Origin of the sequence: Trichocoleus sp. AS-A1 (assembly GCF_039962015.1) — a bacterium.
Lineage (GTDB): Bacteria > Cyanobacteriota > Cyanobacteriia > Cyanobacteriales > FACHB-T130 > FACHB-T130.
The window spans coordinates 1-13,990 of sequence record NZ_JAMPKG010000039.1 but is presented as its reverse complement, the minus strand read 5'-3'; the positions used below and the strand labels follow the sequence as shown (position 1 = coordinate 13,990).

General features: G+C 46.9%; 16 protein-coding genes. 13 read left to right on the top strand and 3 right to left on the bottom strand.

Annotated elements, in window-relative coordinates:
- Positions 1-49: 49 nt before the first annotated feature.
- Positions 50-739, bottom strand: coding sequence for a hypothetical protein (locus NC994_RS22920; protein ID WP_190410893.1), 690 nt, complete (start codon positions 737-739; stop codon positions 50-52).
- Positions 740-1,397: 658 nt separating this feature from the next.
- Here NC994_RS22920 and NC994_RS22915 point away from each other — a divergent pair.
- Positions 1,398-2,255, top strand: a complete 858-nt coding sequence (locus tag NC994_RS22915; protein WP_190431656.1) for an OmpA family protein — start codon at positions 1,398-1,400, stop codon at positions 2,253-2,255.
- 79 nt (positions 2,256-2,334) lie between these two features.
- A complete protein-coding gene (gene fmt, locus NC994_RS22910; RefSeq protein ID WP_190431654.1) occupies positions 2,335-3,333 on the top strand; it encodes a methionyl-tRNA formyltransferase in 999 nt (332 codons plus the stop codon).
- A 189-nt stretch (positions 3,334-3,522) separates the two neighbouring features.
- Here the strand turns inward: fmt and NC994_RS22905 are convergent, their stop codons facing one another.
- Positions 3,523-4,098, bottom strand: a complete 576-nt coding sequence (locus NC994_RS22905; protein WP_190431708.1) for an antibiotic biosynthesis monooxygenase — start codon at positions 4,096-4,098, stop codon at positions 3,523-3,525.
- 253 nt (positions 4,099-4,351) lie between these two features.
- Here NC994_RS22905 and NC994_RS22900 point away from each other — a divergent pair, with 253 nt between their 5' ends.
- From NC994_RS22900 to NC994_RS22890, 3 genes are all read left to right on the top strand, one after another.
- Positions 4,352-4,615: a helix-turn-helix domain-containing protein gene (locus tag NC994_RS22900; protein ID WP_190431652.1), complete on the top strand. Its 264-nt coding sequence runs from the start codon at positions 4,352-4,354 to the stop codon at positions 4,613-4,615.
- Positions 4,616-4,928: 313 nt separating this feature from the next.
- Positions 4,929-5,420 carry an IS630 family transposase gene (locus NC994_RS22895; RefSeq protein WP_190431650.1) on the top strand — a complete coding sequence of 164 codons (492 nt, stop codon included), beginning with the start codon at positions 4,929-4,931 and terminating at the stop codon, positions 5,418-5,420.
- A 78-nt stretch (positions 5,421-5,498) separates the two neighbouring features.
- Complete coding sequence (locus NC994_RS22890; RefSeq protein ID WP_190431649.1) at positions 5,499-6,587, top strand: IS701 family transposase; 1,089 nt, start codon at positions 5,499-5,501, stop codon at positions 6,585-6,587.
- On the opposite strand, the gene NC994_RS22885 is transcribed toward NC994_RS22890, so the two are convergent.
- On the bottom strand, positions 6,576-6,983 hold the full coding sequence (locus NC994_RS22885; protein WP_190431647.1) for a hypothetical protein: 408 nt from the start codon (positions 6,981-6,983) through the stop codon (positions 6,576-6,578). The two genes, NC994_RS22890 and NC994_RS22885, sit on opposite strands and share 12 nt — an antisense overlap.
- A gap of 443 nt (positions 6,984-7,426) precedes the next feature.
- Here NC994_RS22885 and NC994_RS22880 point away from each other — a divergent pair, with 443 nt between their 5' ends.
- From NC994_RS22880 to NC994_RS22845, 8 genes are all read left to right on the top strand, one after another.
- On the top strand, positions 7,427-7,558 hold the full coding sequence (locus NC994_RS22880) for a hypothetical protein (RefSeq protein WP_277878891.1): 132 nt from the start codon (positions 7,427-7,429) through the stop codon (positions 7,556-7,558).
- Positions 7,555-8,715 carry a 7,8-didemethyl-8-hydroxy-5-deazariboflavin synthase subunit CofH gene (gene cofH / locus NC994_RS22875; protein ID WP_190431644.1) on the top strand — a complete coding sequence of 387 codons (1,161 nt, stop codon included), beginning with the start codon at positions 7,555-7,557 and terminating at the stop codon, positions 8,713-8,715. The genes NC994_RS22880 and cofH overlap by 4 nt, the downstream gene beginning before the upstream one ends.
- A gap of 132 nt (positions 8,716-8,847) precedes the next feature.
- Positions 8,848-10,542, top strand: coding sequence for a DUF3352 domain-containing protein (locus NC994_RS22870; RefSeq protein ID WP_190431641.1), 1,695 nt, complete (start codon positions 8,848-8,850; stop codon positions 10,540-10,542).
- 222 nt (positions 10,543-10,764) lie between these two features.
- Positions 10,765-11,838, top strand: coding sequence for a c-type cytochrome biogenesis protein CcsB (gene ccsB / locus NC994_RS22865; protein ID WP_190430387.1), 1,074 nt, complete (start codon positions 10,765-10,767; stop codon positions 11,836-11,838).
- Between the two features lie 121 nt (positions 11,839-11,959).
- The gene (locus tag NC994_RS22860) at positions 11,960-12,802 is read left to right on the top strand and encodes a KGK domain-containing protein (RefSeq protein WP_190431638.1); all 843 of its coding nucleotides are present in this window, start codon (positions 11,960-11,962) and stop codon (positions 12,800-12,802) included.
- Between the two features lie 243 nt (positions 12,803-13,045).
- Positions 13,046-13,450: an IS630 transposase-related protein gene (locus tag NC994_RS22855; RefSeq protein ID WP_277881116.1), complete on the top strand. Its 405-nt coding sequence runs from the start codon at positions 13,046-13,048 to the stop codon at positions 13,448-13,450.
- 140 nt (positions 13,451-13,590) lie between these two features.
- Positions 13,591-13,779 carry a hypothetical protein gene (locus tag NC994_RS22850; RefSeq protein WP_347276922.1) on the top strand — a complete coding sequence of 63 codons (189 nt, stop codon included), beginning with the start codon at positions 13,591-13,593 and terminating at the stop codon, positions 13,777-13,779.
- Complete coding sequence (locus NC994_RS22845; RefSeq protein ID WP_347276925.1) at positions 13,733-13,939, top strand: transposase; 207 nt, start codon at positions 13,733-13,735, stop codon at positions 13,937-13,939. Before NC994_RS22850 ends, NC994_RS22845 begins: the two co-directional genes overlap by 47 nt.
- Positions 13,940-13,990: the final 51 nt, after the last annotated feature.

Genomic DNA, 13,990 nt, shown 5'->3' with positions numbered 1-13,990 from the left:
TTTCTGTCACCTTCAATCTTTTTCATCCTTCATCCTTGATTTTGTTCCTTTAGAAATGAGCCTGTGGCCCTGCCCAAGAATGGGTAATCGTTTGACCAAAAATGAGGGGTTGATCCTCAATTGCGGCTACGGTTTGACCCTTCAAATCAACAGCCCACAAAGGCCACTCTTCCTCGCCCAATTCGCCTGCTCGAAACAGCACTTGGTCGGGATTAGTTTGACTCCAGCCTAACAACACCGCGTTGGTGTAATCATCGCGGTCAGGAGAGAGAGTCGTAGTACGATTCTGCTGACGATCCCAAACAACGGCATAGTCAGAAGCATCGGACGTACTAAATAAACCTTCAAATTGCCGTGCTAAGACGCGATCGCCTTTCGCCGACCACGAAATGGGGATCAAGATGGCGATGATCCCCGGCATATCCGCTTCTTCGTTACTGACAAAGGGATTGTCAGCCAAAGGAGAAGACGCCGAGATCGTTCGTAAATCCCCTGTCCTCAAATTTTCTACAAACATGACGCTGGAAATGCGGCATTGGTACAACTCCGGTTGCACCTGCAACTGAATCCGGCTGTAAGCAGCATACTGACCATCAGGAGACACTAAAGAGGGACTGCGATAGTAACGTACCCCAGTGCCGCCGTTGGCGGTAACTTCTGCATGAGTAGTCATTACCCAATTCCACGGGACGGGATGAGGGCTATCGAGGGGGTCGATTTGCACTACTGCTTGAGTCATGTCGGGAGCAGCTTCAGATAATTCCTTTCGGGCTTGCGGATATTGCATGGTAGAGGGACCTGCGATTGTAGACGCAGCCGTGCCAGCTAAGGCAAATGAGCTAGGAGCCATCAGCAGCGCAGCCGCAATAAGCGGAAGGTATGGTTGATTAGAGCACCATCCTGAGCGGAAGAGGCGAATGAACATTGATTGGGGGTGGGGTTGCTAAACGGCGTTTCTTGTGTGAGGAGCAACGCCCAAGGAACGGTGCAGCGTCCCTATATCTATATGTATATCCACAAAACCTGTCAAAAAAAACAAAAGATGTAAAAAAATTTATCATATCTCAATGAATCCGGCTTGATGGGTGAAACACCTTATCGCTCTTGTTATGATATTTTTCCACAAGACGGTCGAAAAGCGATTAAAAATTAATCTAAGGCAAGAAATTTTCTTGGGGGCAGGTTGACTGATTTCTACATACTTGCCTAGACAGTGACTGAGGGCTACCTAATAACATCACAACGGCACTCCAGGGTTATATCCCAAAAGTATTCCCAAATGTCTCTTCGCGCAAGTTAATAATGCGATCGCCCATTTTTATTGCCTCGGACAACGAAAAAAGCTTAATCGCATTATCGAGTGTTAATCTGTTGTCTGGATAAAAATAGGAAAACGGGTGACAAAACAAGAAGCACCATTTGCCGATAACACTTCTCCTCGCCAATCTACAGGCATTGGGAGGTTTTTACTGGTTTTACTCTGGCGAGTGCTGTTGCTGGGGGTGGGAGGTGGCTTGGCGTGGCTGTTCGGTCTCGTCCTCGCGGGAGTCTTTCCCGACCTGACGCCAGAGGTGCCCCTAGTTGTGAAAGTGCTGCGCCGCGCCAAACTAGAGACATCCACCGCCTCCTCTACTTTTAAGCCGTCCCCTGCTGTCACCAGCGCCAGTCCGCCAGTAGAACTGAGTGCGGAACAAAGACGGCAACTGGAAGCAGAGCTGCAACAGTTACAGGCGCAATTGCAAGCACTGCGCGATCGCACGACTAAACTGGAAACCCAAGTCGGTCGCCAGAGTTCCAGCGAACCCCTCGCCGCACGTCTACAAGAAATCTCCCAGCAACTTCAAGGCGATCGCGTTCCCAATTCCAATCAAGTCACTACCGCTTCTAGGGTTTCTCTACCATCGGATGCTTTGAAAGTCACCCTACCTAGCGACTTATTATTTAAAGACAGCGATAGTGTTCTGCTACCACAGGCACCCGTAATTTTAGACAATGTCATCGCCGATTTACGGAACTACCCAGGTGCCACAATTCAAATTGCTGCTCACACCGATGACAATGGTGAAGCCACAGACAATCAAGCGCTATCGTTCCGACGCGCCCAAGCTGCTGAGCAGTATTTATTCACTGCTTTGGAGAAAAAATATCGCATGATTGTTGTTGGTTACGGCGAATCTTTTTCCTTAGTAGAAAATAATAGCGATACCAACCGACAACGAAACCGCCGCATCGAAATTGCGATTATTAACCCTTAGTTTTTACTTTTTTGCTAATGGTTAAGAGAAAAATGGCTTTTCAATCAAGACCAATTACCAATTACCGTTCCCTAAGGAAATGAAAGTCATATTTTTTGGCACCCCACAATTTGCCGTCCCTACTTTAGAACGGTTACTCGGTAATCCAGAATTTGAAGTTTTAGGCGTTGTGACGCAGCCGGATAAACGTCGGGGACGGGGCAACCAAATGATGCCTTCTCCCGTTAAATCAGTCGCCTTGGCGCATCAGCTACCTGTTTGGCAACCGCACCGGATTAAAAAAGACGAGGAAACGCTCGCTCAGCTAAAACAGACAAATGCAGATGTTTTTGTCGTGGTGGCATACGGACAAATTTTGTCCCAACAAATTCTAGATATGCCCAAATTGGGTTGCATCAACGTACACGGCTCGATATTACCCAAGTATCGGGGTGCTGCTCCCATCCAGTGGTGCCTCTATCATGGCGAGACAGAAACGGGGATCGCAACGATGCTAATGGATGCGGGGATGGATACGGGGGCAGTGCTGCTAAAAGCTAATACGCCGATTGGACTGTTGGATAATGCTCAAGATTTGGCGCAAAAGCTTTCCGAGATTGGGGCAGATTTATTAGTAGAAACCCTCCTGAAGCTGGAACGCCAGGAAATTGAACCAATCCCCCAAGATGAATCGCAGGCGACTTATGCGCCGCTGATTAAAAAACCGGATTATTGTCTTGATTGGTCGAAAAGCGCGATCGCATTACATAACCAAGTCAGAGGATTTTTCCCGGATTGTGTGGCAACATTTCGGGGGAATCCTCTCAAAATCAGCGCCACTGCCCCTCTAGGAGCGGCTTACTGGCAAATCGTCCCAGAATTAAAGGCGCTATCGGATTGGTCTTCCTTGTCCTCTGGTTCGGCACATCCAGGCGAGGTGGTGAGCATTGCCAAAGGATTTGGCCCAATTGTTCAAACTGGCGATGGACTGTTGCTATTGCGAGAAATACAGATGGCTGGAAAACGCCCTCAGTCTGGTTGGGACTTTGCGAATGGAACTCGCTTAACAGTGGGGGAGAGATTGGATTTTGAGGTTTGAGTTGGAGAAGACTGGCAGCGATAGCGAAGCGCTGACTTGTCAGTTCGCATCTAAATTTTGAATTCCTCGTAGTCCATCTTCGTTGATGTAGCGCTGCAACTGACCGCTGGTAATCCCGCTTCGCTCAAACTCATCAAGCTAAACTGATTGTCCCGGTCGCCGCAGCGATCGCAACAAATTCATCTCATCTTATGGAATGGGATACAACCATTTGCGAAATAGTTGTGTTAAACGCGGCATGACCAGGTAGGTAAGCAAAACAACAGCGATCCCTGTGCTAATCAGTTGCTTGAGCAATACAGGCAACTCAGACAGTAGCGGTGCCAGCATAGGATTCAGGATAGAGAGAGTGAGAAATACTCCCAACCACGTCACCAGTACCATTTTGTAGCGAGGGGGTCGAGCCTGCATTGGCTTACTTGGGAGAGTAAACCACGTTTCTAACCCTGTTAGAGTTTGAATCGTTTCAGGCTTTTCAATCAATGACTGCAATCGCTCAAGCCATTCCCGCCGAATATCCGATTCAATCCATGTTTTGAGGTTACTGTATCGATCGAATCTGACAATTGCCACATATTCAGGGTGAGCTTGATCGCAGGGTCGAATCACATTTACGCCTAAATGTCCTTTAAATTTGTGGGCAGCCGTCGCAATACCATGCAACCATTCCTCATACCCCTGTTCGCGTCCTGGTCGAACCATGTGGGAAATGATGGCAGTTACCTGTTGGGTTTCTTCTTCCGTACCAATCGCCAACGGTTCCATCATTAAATTTGACCTCAAAGTGGCTTTAGTGCAGACAGAGGAGTGAATATTTAATAAGCGATCGCCGATTTTAAAGCAGAACGCAAACTTGTATCAAGATGAAGAATGTGAGTCATGGGATAAATCTCAAGTTGTGAAATAAAGTTTTAGTGGAGACAAGCACTTGTATAGCGCCGCATTACGCAATGGCTTATACCAATTTCATTAAATACTACTACACTTAATCTGAAAAGTTAAGGAGAATAGATTGACCATGTTAGGAGTCGTCAAAATTGACATAGTAGAATCGAAAGAAACTTTAAAAGCTCTTTTATTGAAAGCCGAGAAGGTAGAAGAGAAAGAAAAACTACAAGCTTTATACTGGTTGAAAACAAAAACAGTAGACAGTGTGTCAGCAATAGCTGTGTTCTTAGGGAGGCATCGCACAACAGTACAAAGATGGTTGACTAGCTATCGCCAGGGAGGATTAGAGGAACTATTAACAGAAAAAAAAGTACAAGAAGACCGAGACTCATGACACATGAGATAGTAGAAAAGCTAGAAGTAGAACTCCAAGACCCCGAAGGATTTGAGAGTTATCAAGAAGTCCAAAAATAGCTGTCAAGCTGTTGCGACTTACAAGTATCTTATCGGACAGTACATCAATGGGTACGCTATCGACTCCAAGGAAAATTAAAAGTGCCACGTCCCGTAAGTATCAAACAAAAAGAAGGAGTAGTAGAAGAGTTTAAAAAAAACTGCCTGAACTAATCAAAGCACGTATGAGCCAGAGTGCAAGCTTTTTTTGCCAGTGGTCAACTATTCGTTACTGGTGTCAAGACGAAAGCCGGATGGGTCTGCATACTGTTCAAAGAAGGAAATTAACGGGCAAAGGAATTAAGCCTAAGGGAACAGTTCAATGGGATTTTCTCTATTTGTGGCTTTACGGGTTAGTTGAGCCGACAACAGGTACAAGCTTTTTTTATGAGTTTACTCATCTAGATACCGTTTGTTTTGGGAAATTTCTCGATTTATTTGCTCAAACTTACCCGTCAGATTTACATATTATTCAAATTGATAATGGTGGATTTCACCAGTCTTTAACTTTAAGTATACCTGAGAATATGATTTTACTGTTTCAACCGCCCTATAGCCCAGAAGTTAATCCGATTGAAAGGTTGTGGGAGTATCTCAAAGAGCAACTCACATGGAAAACTTTTGACAACTTACAAGGCTTGAGAGATTCTGTACAAAAAATTTTGAGCCAATTAAGTAACCAAGTCATTGCTTCTTTGACAGGATGGCAATTTATTTTAGAAGCTTTATCTGTAGCAGGCATTTAGGAATTTGATATAAGCCCTCTTTTGTTATTAGGGGGAGAGGATAATCAGGAAGGAAACCAAAAATAGTAAGTAACAGCAATGGTTACGCCACGTAGAGAAGCAGTAAATACAGTTGGCTTCATCGATAACTATTGTCAACACTATTATTCGATATTTGAGGATGTCAGGCATTTTGAAGCATTCAAGTATTTACACTTAGGGATGCTATCAGAAATCCCCCAAAAATCCTTGCCAAAAATAGCGAAAACAGTAGGGTTAAAATCTAGTCAATCATTACATTATTTTTTGAGAGATGCACAGTGGGATACAAAAAAATTAAGAGAAATGAGGCTGTGGTTAACAAAGATATTGATTGGGGAAAGAGAAATAATTTTATGTATGGACGAAACCGGGGATAAAAAAAAGGGCAAAGCTACAGAATATGTAACTCGTCAATATATTGGGAATTTAGGTAAAACCGAAAATGGAATAGTGTCAGTAAACGCCTATGGGGTAGTAGATGGAATTACTTATCCATTGCTCTTTCAAATATTTAAACCAAAAAACCGCCTGAAACCAGGAGATAAATATAAAACCAAACCCAAAATAGCAATAGATATGATTCAAGAGTTGAAAGAATGGAGATTTAAAATCAAGTTAGTTTTAGCAGATAGCCTCTACGGAGAAAGTGGAGATGTAATTAGCTGCATAGAGAAGTTACAAATGATGTTTATCGTCGCAATTCGCTCCAATCATGGAGTGTTGATGCCGCCCGGCAGCCGAAAACGTTATAACCGATGGAAAGCTTATCAGCAAAGGCTTTTGCACCGCCCAACCGGAACTCGTTACCTGAGAGAAATTATTTTTGGCAAACGTCACCGCCGGAGATATTACCAAATTAGTAAGACGAATACTCCCGACCCAACCGGAGAGGAAAGTTGGTACATTATGACCAATTTCTCAATTGATTTGTCACCGAATATAGCTCAGTTATATAGTTTACGAAACTGGATTGAATATGGTTTTAAGCAAGTTAAAAATGAACTAGGCTGGGCGGATTTTCGATTGACTGACTATGAAAGTATTGAACGGTGGTGGGAAATCGTTTTTAGCGCCTATCTTTTAGTCAGCATTCAGGCTGCCTCATTTCAATTTTTACCCCAATCAAGCCCACATCTACATCATTAGTGCCAGACTCAAGCGACTCCAATATTTCTCAACATAGTCAACATCCTGATTGGGAGTCTGGTACGACCGTCTGCAAGCAAAATAAAAACTTACCCATACAGCCCAAGTTGCAATCAAGGGAACGACGTATAATCCTCTATAGCCGAAAAGCGCTTGGAAAGGTGCGGTAACAAGGGGAAAAGTAAACGGAAAGGTGATGAAGTACTGACCAAATCTGTTATAGACAAACGGTTCTTGAAACGGGTATAATCCACTTTGCCAAAGATTCCGAACCCAGTCTTCTACAGGTAAGTTCAGGTCAAAGCGAAACTGCCCGCTGCTAAATTGTTTCGCTAACAAAGCTTTAAGCCCAGCATCTCCACTAAAAAAGACATCATTTGGGAGTTGCGATTGCAAAAACAATGAAAATAAAACGCTCGCCAGAATAACGAGTAAGGAAAATCTATATTGGTTTATTTTAGCTTTTCTATCAGAATCGCTATGATTGAATGTAACGTTTCTCCATGTTTTTAACATATACTTTCTCATTTTCTATTCCCTCAATTTACTAGCATTAATATTGAAGACAATATTCACAACAGGCTCACATTGAGGTAGAGATTCCTTCCACAATTTTTACCAACCAACCCTTTACTTGGGTATTGCAAAAATCAGCTATTTACGTGAAATCAGGAAATCCCAAAAATAGGTTCGCCTTTCTCCAGCCGATTTGCTACCGCGCTCATGGGTGTCCAATTATAAATAATTTCTATTTCATACCATTAAATTGCTCGGTGTTTCGCTAATTTTGGTCATTCTAGAGAACAACCTAGAGGCTTGGTGAAAACTTAAGCACAATTTTGAGTTTAGAGCGAATTTCGCTACCCGATGAACCCGTGAAACTGACTGCTGGCGCTACTAGCGAACTCCCAGAAAAAACATTTACTGCCAAAATTGAGAAGAGTGACCTACTTTACCGGGAAGTGCTGTGACGACTAAAACTGTTGATGCCATTCTTGAGGGTGCCCTGGCAGGTGGCGATTTGTCACAAGAAGAGGGAGTTGTACTATTAAAGCAAACCGATCCAGATGTCCAGTCAGCGATTCGGGAAACATCTGACAAGCTGCGACTCAGGCAAGCGGGTGAGGCTGTCACCTACGTAATCAATCGCAATATTAACTTCACCAATATCTGCGAACAGCACTGTAGTTTCTGCGCCTTTCGCCGGGATGAAGACGAAGAAGGCGCATTTTGGTTAGAGAGTCCCCAAATTTTGGAAAAAGCGGCTGATGGAGTCCGGCGGGGGGCGACGGAGATTTGTATGCAGGGGGGACTCCATATTGGGGCAAAAATTAATGGTGCTTCTTTGCCTTATTACCTGCAACTGGTGAAGACAATCAAAGAGGAATTTCCCCAACTGCACCTACACGCCTTCTCCCCCCAGGAAGTGCAATTTATTGCTAGGGAAGATGGTCTTAGCTACGAGTCGGTGATTGCGGCGCTGCGAGATGCCGGTGTTGGCTCAATGCCAGGGACGGCGGCGGAAGTTTTGAACGATGAAGTGCGGCGCGTCCTTTGTCCGGAAAAGCTGGATACCGCAACTTGGCTGGAAATTGTGGGAACAGCACACAAGTTGGGAATGCCAACCACTAGTACCATGCTTTCGGGTCATATTGAGACACCAGAACAGCGGATACAGCATTTAGACAAGTTGCGATCGCTCCAACAAACTGCTGTTACCCAAGGATATCCTGCCCGGATTAGTGAATTTATCCTATTACCTTTCGTTGGACAAGAAGCCCCCAAACCCCTGCGTCGTCGGGTGGGGCGAGATCAACCAATTCTAGAAGACGCCCTGTTGCTGACTGCTGTGGCGCGAATTTTCTTAGGAAATTGGATTCCCAACCATCAACCCAGCTGGGTGAAACTCGGTCTTGCAGGTGCGGTGGAAGCCCTGAAATGGGGCTGCAATGACATCGGCGGCACCTTAATGGAGGAGCATATTACAACAATGGCTGGGGCAGTGGGTGGCACCTGCATGGAAGTGGAAACTTTGCAGGAAGCGATTCGTTCATTAGGGCGTCCTTACCAACAACGGGATACACTCTACAGAGTGCTAAAGAGGGACACGGTTGCTGTTCTCTCCTGAGCGGGCAGTTAATATTTGGCTCGACTCAGATCCGGGCGTCAGCGTTGCACAGCATTGGCATCCGAATCAGTCGGTTGTTGCTCAAGATAGCTCGCCCGAATGCGAAAGCTCCTACGACTCTTGACTTGGTTTATGCCTCAGAAAAATCAACGTTCCCTTCTGACTGTGGCAGCTGCCGTGTTGCTGATTGCTGGCGGCGCAGTAACTTACTGGCTGCTGATGCAGCGGAATCTATTTCAGGCTGATGTCCCGGTGGGTGCCGAGATGGTTCCCCAGGATACCTTGCTCGCCGTGTCAGTCTCGACTGATGAAAAGCAATGGCAGCAACTGCGGCAATATGGCACTCCCGCTAGCCAATCCGCATTTGGCAAACAACTCGCCGAACTGGAAAAAAATCTCCTCACTGCTAACGGCTACAACTACCAGCAAGATATCAAGCCTTGGGTGGGTAAAGAAGTCACGATCGCTTTTTTGTCACAGCAGTTACCCCAGAATCCCAATGCTGTCCCGGTTGGTCAACAATCGGTGGTGATGGTATTGCCGATTGAAAATCCTCTGCAAGCAAAGCAAGCGCTAGAAAAATATAGAAACCCGACCTCTAGCAAGTTTGTTGAACGCATTTACAAAGGCATCAAGATTCGAGAAACCCAAGGCAGTCCCGCCCAGAAATTCTCAACGACGCTGCTAGAGCGTTCCTTAATTGTTAGCACCGATCCGAAAGGGACGGAGCGCGTCATTGACGCTTATAAAGGCGGGGCCTCCCTAGCGGATACTCCAGGCTACACAGAGGCTTTGGGAAAGATTAAAGCGGGTGCGCCGTTTGCCAAAGTGTATTTTAATGTGCCCGTGGCAACAGCAATGGCAGCCACCTATTCGGCGCGATCGCTTTCTCCCCAAAATCTTGCCTCGGTTCAACAAAGGCAGGGAGTCGGCGCGACGGTGACACTGGAACCAGAGGGACTTCTGTTTAAAGGAGTGTCTTGGCTGAAGCCGAATAGCGAGACAAAGTATGTGGTGGAAAACAACGCCAAAAGTATGCATCGGCGTCTCCCCGGCAATACTTTGATTGTGACCACTGGTGGCAATTTGCAGCAGTTGTGGCAAGATTACGTCCAGGGTGCCCAAGCGAATCCGCTGATCCGGGTTAGCCCAGAACAGATGAAGGCCGAGATTCGGTCTAAATTGGGTCAAGATTTAGAGCAAGATTTGCTGCCTTGGATGAAAGGCGAGTTTTCTCTAGCTTTAATTCCCACACCTCCAGGAACTCCCTCGATTTTAGGTGCTGGCGTGGCGTTCCTGGTGCACACAAGCGATCGCCCTAGAGCTGAAAAATCTCTCAAGCAGCTGGATGAGGTGATGGCACAGCAATATAAGTTTCAGGTAGAAGAAACGACGCTCAACGGTCAACCCATCATCAATTGGACATCGCAACTCGGTGGCTTAGCCGCCACTCACGGCTGGTTAGATGGTAATGTTGCTTTCCTGACATTAGGGGCACCTGTTGCTAGTACCCTCGTCCCCAAACCCCAAGCGACTTTGGCGGACAGCCAGTTATTCAAACAAGCGATTCCTCAGCAGCTCAATGACAAGAACGGTCTATTTTTTATTGATGTTGACCGTACCATTAACGCTGGGAATCTGTCCCTCTCGCAAGTCGATCCAAATCAAAAAATCTTTACAAACGCGATACGCTCCATTGGCGTCACGGGTGGCATCAGTAGCGATCGCAGTAGCCGCTTTGATATCTTCGTCAACATGAAGAAAGTTGGAGATCCCAGTCCTTCGCCGAAAGCCAGTCTCTCTCCCAGTCCTAGCCTTTCTCCTTAAAGTTTCGGTTTTCAATCTCAAGGTTCGCCAAGGTTCGCGCCAAGGTTCGCAAAGCTCAATAATTCCTTGGCGTACCTTGGCAGGATGACAGCGTTAAAAAAAATAACAATTAGTTGTCTAAACCTGGGTGATTCTACCAAGCCTCAGAGCGACCAGAACCGATAGGATCAAAGTGGCGCTTGTGTGAGCGACTTAGATAACAATTGCTGGAAAGAATACAAGATGAACCTGGTTGCACTCCAGAATGGGTTAGATAATATCTCCTTCGCCGTCCTGTTTGCGACGATGTTGATGTACTGGATAGGAGCAGCTTTCAATGGCATCCCCTATCTGTGGGCTTTATCGACGGCAGGGATGGCGATCGCAAACCTCTGCATTGCCGCTCTACTGGGCGCACGATGGCTGGACGCGGGCTACTTCCCTTTGAGCAATCTCTATGAATCCCTCTTCTTCCTAGCTTGGGGGATTACCACGATCCATCTGATTGCTGAAAACATGAGCAAAAGCCGCTTAGTAGGCGTCGCCACGTCACCCATTGCAATGGGGATCGCCGCTTTTGCCGCCTTGACGTTGCCATCTACGATGCAGTCGTCAGAGCCTTTAGTGCCGGCACTAAAATCCAACTGGCTGATGATGCACGTCAGCGTCATGATGCTCAGTTATGCCGCGCTGATGGTGGGATCGCTGCTTGCGATCGCTTTCTTGGTGGTAAGTGGCGGTCAGAATGTCGAACTCCGAGGCAGTTCTGTCGGAACCGGCGGATTTCGCAGTAAAAATGACCCGGCACGCCCCTACCGTCTGCAACGCGCCAGCGATTTCGTGCCCCAGCCACAAGGAGCAACCAGCGAGTCATCTTCTGCTGTGGAGCGTATTTTTGAAAGCAATGGCAGCACCAAAACAGCCGTTCTCGATTTAGTGACCTCCCAGCCTTCCCAAGAAGGGGTATCTGAATTACCAACCCTTTCGCCCCAGCGCCTGAGCCTTGCCGAAACCTTAGATAACATCAGCTACCGCATCATCGGTTTGGGATTTCCCCTCCTGACGATTGGAATTATTGCCGGTGCTGTCTGGGCAAATGAAGCTTGGGGTTCTTACTGGAGTTGGGACCCCAAAGAAACTTGGGCACTGATTACCTGGTTGGTATTTGCCGCTTATCTCCATGCCCGCATCACCAAAGGCTGGCAAGGAAGACGACCGGCAATTTTGGCGGCGACAGGCTTTGTTGTCGTCTGGATTTGCTATCTTGGGGTCAATTTACTAGGAAAAGGACTCCACAGCTACGGTTGGTTCTTTTGATCTTTTAGTCAATTTGCGAACGGCTTTTAACAATTCGCTATTCGCCATTAGCAATGACTGATGACCAATGACCAATAAGGAATAACTCTTTAAACTATCAATTCAACCGGGGGAGATGGTTGTGGATAATCAGTTCGACTCGCTAGCCAAAGGTGAAGTTCTCTCTGTGGATGAGTCTTCCCAAATTTTAATTGGGCACCGCACATTCAGAGTCGGTGAATTCGCAGATGCAATCAGAACGCAGTTGGAATATGGTTTAGGTGGATGGACAGAAGAAAAGGATGGCTGGTTTAGCGACCAAGGCATTCCTTGCGAAGTGCTGAAATTCGGCTCCAACGGCTGGCAAAAGGGGAAAGTCAGATTTAGCTTGGAATTTTGCCCGGAAGATCCGCAGACGCAGCAGTCATCAACCATTGAAGACAGTGAGCCACAAAGGGCACCGATCCCAGCCACCTTGGATGAGGAAGTGTTAGTTGGAGCCGAAGCACCGTTAATCTATGAGGAAGAGTTAATTCTCATAGAAGTGCCAGAATCCGCTTTGGAAGAACTGGAAATGGCACCAGAAGCAGCCTTTGGTGCGGACGATCTGGATCTCACTGGAGAATCAGCCTTTGGTGCGGATGATTTGGAAATGGCACCAGAATCAGCCTTTGGTACGGATGATTTGGAAATGGCACCAGAAGCAGCCTTTGGTGGGGATGATTTGGCAATAGCACCAGAATCAGCCTTCGCCGTGGACGAACTGGATCTCACCGGAGAATCAGCCTTTGGTGCGGACGAACTGGATCTCACCGGAGAATCAGGTTTCGGTGCGAACGATCTGGATCTCACCGGAGAATCAGGTTTCGGTGCGAACGATCTGGAATTTCCAGAATTGTCTGAAAAGGAAGAGAACCCATCAGACTCGCTACTCGATGATGTCTGGCAAGACATGAATGAAGCTAGCTGGCGTAACAATCAGTAGGGAAGCGGAAATTGGGCGAGTAATCATCGCTCACAAGCTAACTAATATCTGACTCACGAAGAAGGGGTGCTGTTATGTGACAGCACCCCTTCGTTCTCTTTCAAAAAAGAATCATCAAAGAAGCGATCGCATTTTTATCGCATTGTTTAACACTCTCAGGACTTACGCAGACACACTAGATATAGTGGTAGAGGAGATATAGCTGCATGCAGAGAGGTGAGGACGTAAGCTGGAGAAGTCCTGATGCATCTTTCCCCGGCTATGGCTAGACCTTACAGCAATGACTTTCGGCAAAAAGTGATGCAGGCCATCGAGTTGGATGGACTCAACAAAAGTGAGGCCAGCCAACTGTTCAACATTAGTCGCAACACAATTAACTTGTGGTGTCAGCGCCAAGCCCAGACGGGGGAGGTCAAACCGAAAGCCAGACCCGTGACGCAACAAAGACTCAAGATCAAGGATTTGGAGAAGTTTGGCGAGTTTATCCAACAGCATGGCGATAAAACCCAGAGTCAACTGGCCCAACTGTGGGACAGCGAGGTAAGCCAACCGACGATATCCAGAGCCATCGCCAAGATTAAGCACAGCCGTAAAAAAAAACCTACGGCTATGTCCAAACAGACGAAGCCAAACGAGCAGCATTTTTAGCCCAACTGGGCGACCCTAACGCACCCCATCTGGTCTATGTCGATGAATCCGGCATGGATGAGCGGGACAATTATGGCTAAGGCTACGCGCCAGTCGGACAACGCTTCTATGCCCTCAAGTCGGGTCGGCGGCAGGGACGAGTGAATATGATTGCGGGCTATCGTGATGGTGAAGTGATTGCCCCCTTCACCATTGAAGGCGCGTGCAATCGCACCGTGTTTGAAGTTTGGCTAGAGACCTGCTTGATTCCCCAACTTCGTCCCGGACAGTGGGTGATTATCGATAACGCCACGTTTCCAGAAAGGCGGTCGTGTTGCCCAACTGATTGAAGCGGCAGAGTGCCGCGTCCTTTATCTACCGCCCTACTCACCAGACTTCAATCGGATTGAGAAATGCTGGGCATGGCTCAGGAGTCGCATTAGAAAACTAGACCTCCTGCACGAATCGGAAGATAGTGTGCCAGTTTGGGCTCGCAGGCGGCACAATTAGAGTGAAACCGCATCGAAGCCTCAGGAGTGCTATGCCGTATCCAGACTTACA

Bases quoted from the DNA above. Each gene is read 5' to 3' on its own strand.
- NC994_RS22920 (WP_190410893.1), bottom strand. From the start codon at position 739: ATGACTCAAGCAGTAGTGCAAATCGACCCCCTCGATAGCCCTCATCCC.
- fmt (WP_190431654.1), top strand. From the start codon at position 2,335: ATGAAAGTCATATTTTTTGGCACCCCACAATTTGCCGTCCCTACTTTA.
- NC994_RS22905 (WP_190431708.1), bottom strand. From the start codon at position 4,098: ATGGAACCGTTGGCGATTGGTACGGAAGAAGAAACCCAACAGGTAACT.
- NC994_RS22900 (WP_190431652.1), top strand. From the start codon at position 4,352: ATGTTAGGAGTCGTCAAAATTGACATAGTAGAATCGAAAGAAACTTTA.
- NC994_RS22895 (WP_190431650.1), top strand. From the start codon at position 4,929: ATGGGTCTGCATACTGTTCAAAGAAGGAAATTAACGGGCAAAGGAATT.
- NC994_RS22890 (WP_190431649.1), top strand. From the start codon at position 5,499: ATGGTTACGCCACGTAGAGAAGCAGTAAATACAGTTGGCTTCATCGAT.
- NC994_RS22870 (WP_190431641.1), top strand. From the start codon at position 8,848: ATGCCTCAGAAAAATCAACGTTCCCTTCTGACTGTGGCAGCTGCCGTG.
- ccsB (WP_190430387.1), top strand. From the start codon at position 10,765: ATGAACCTGGTTGCACTCCAGAATGGGTTAGATAATATCTCCTTCGCC.
- NC994_RS22855 (WP_277881116.1), top strand. From the start codon at position 13,046: ATGCATCTTTCCCCGGCTATGGCTAGACCTTACAGCAATGACTTTCGG.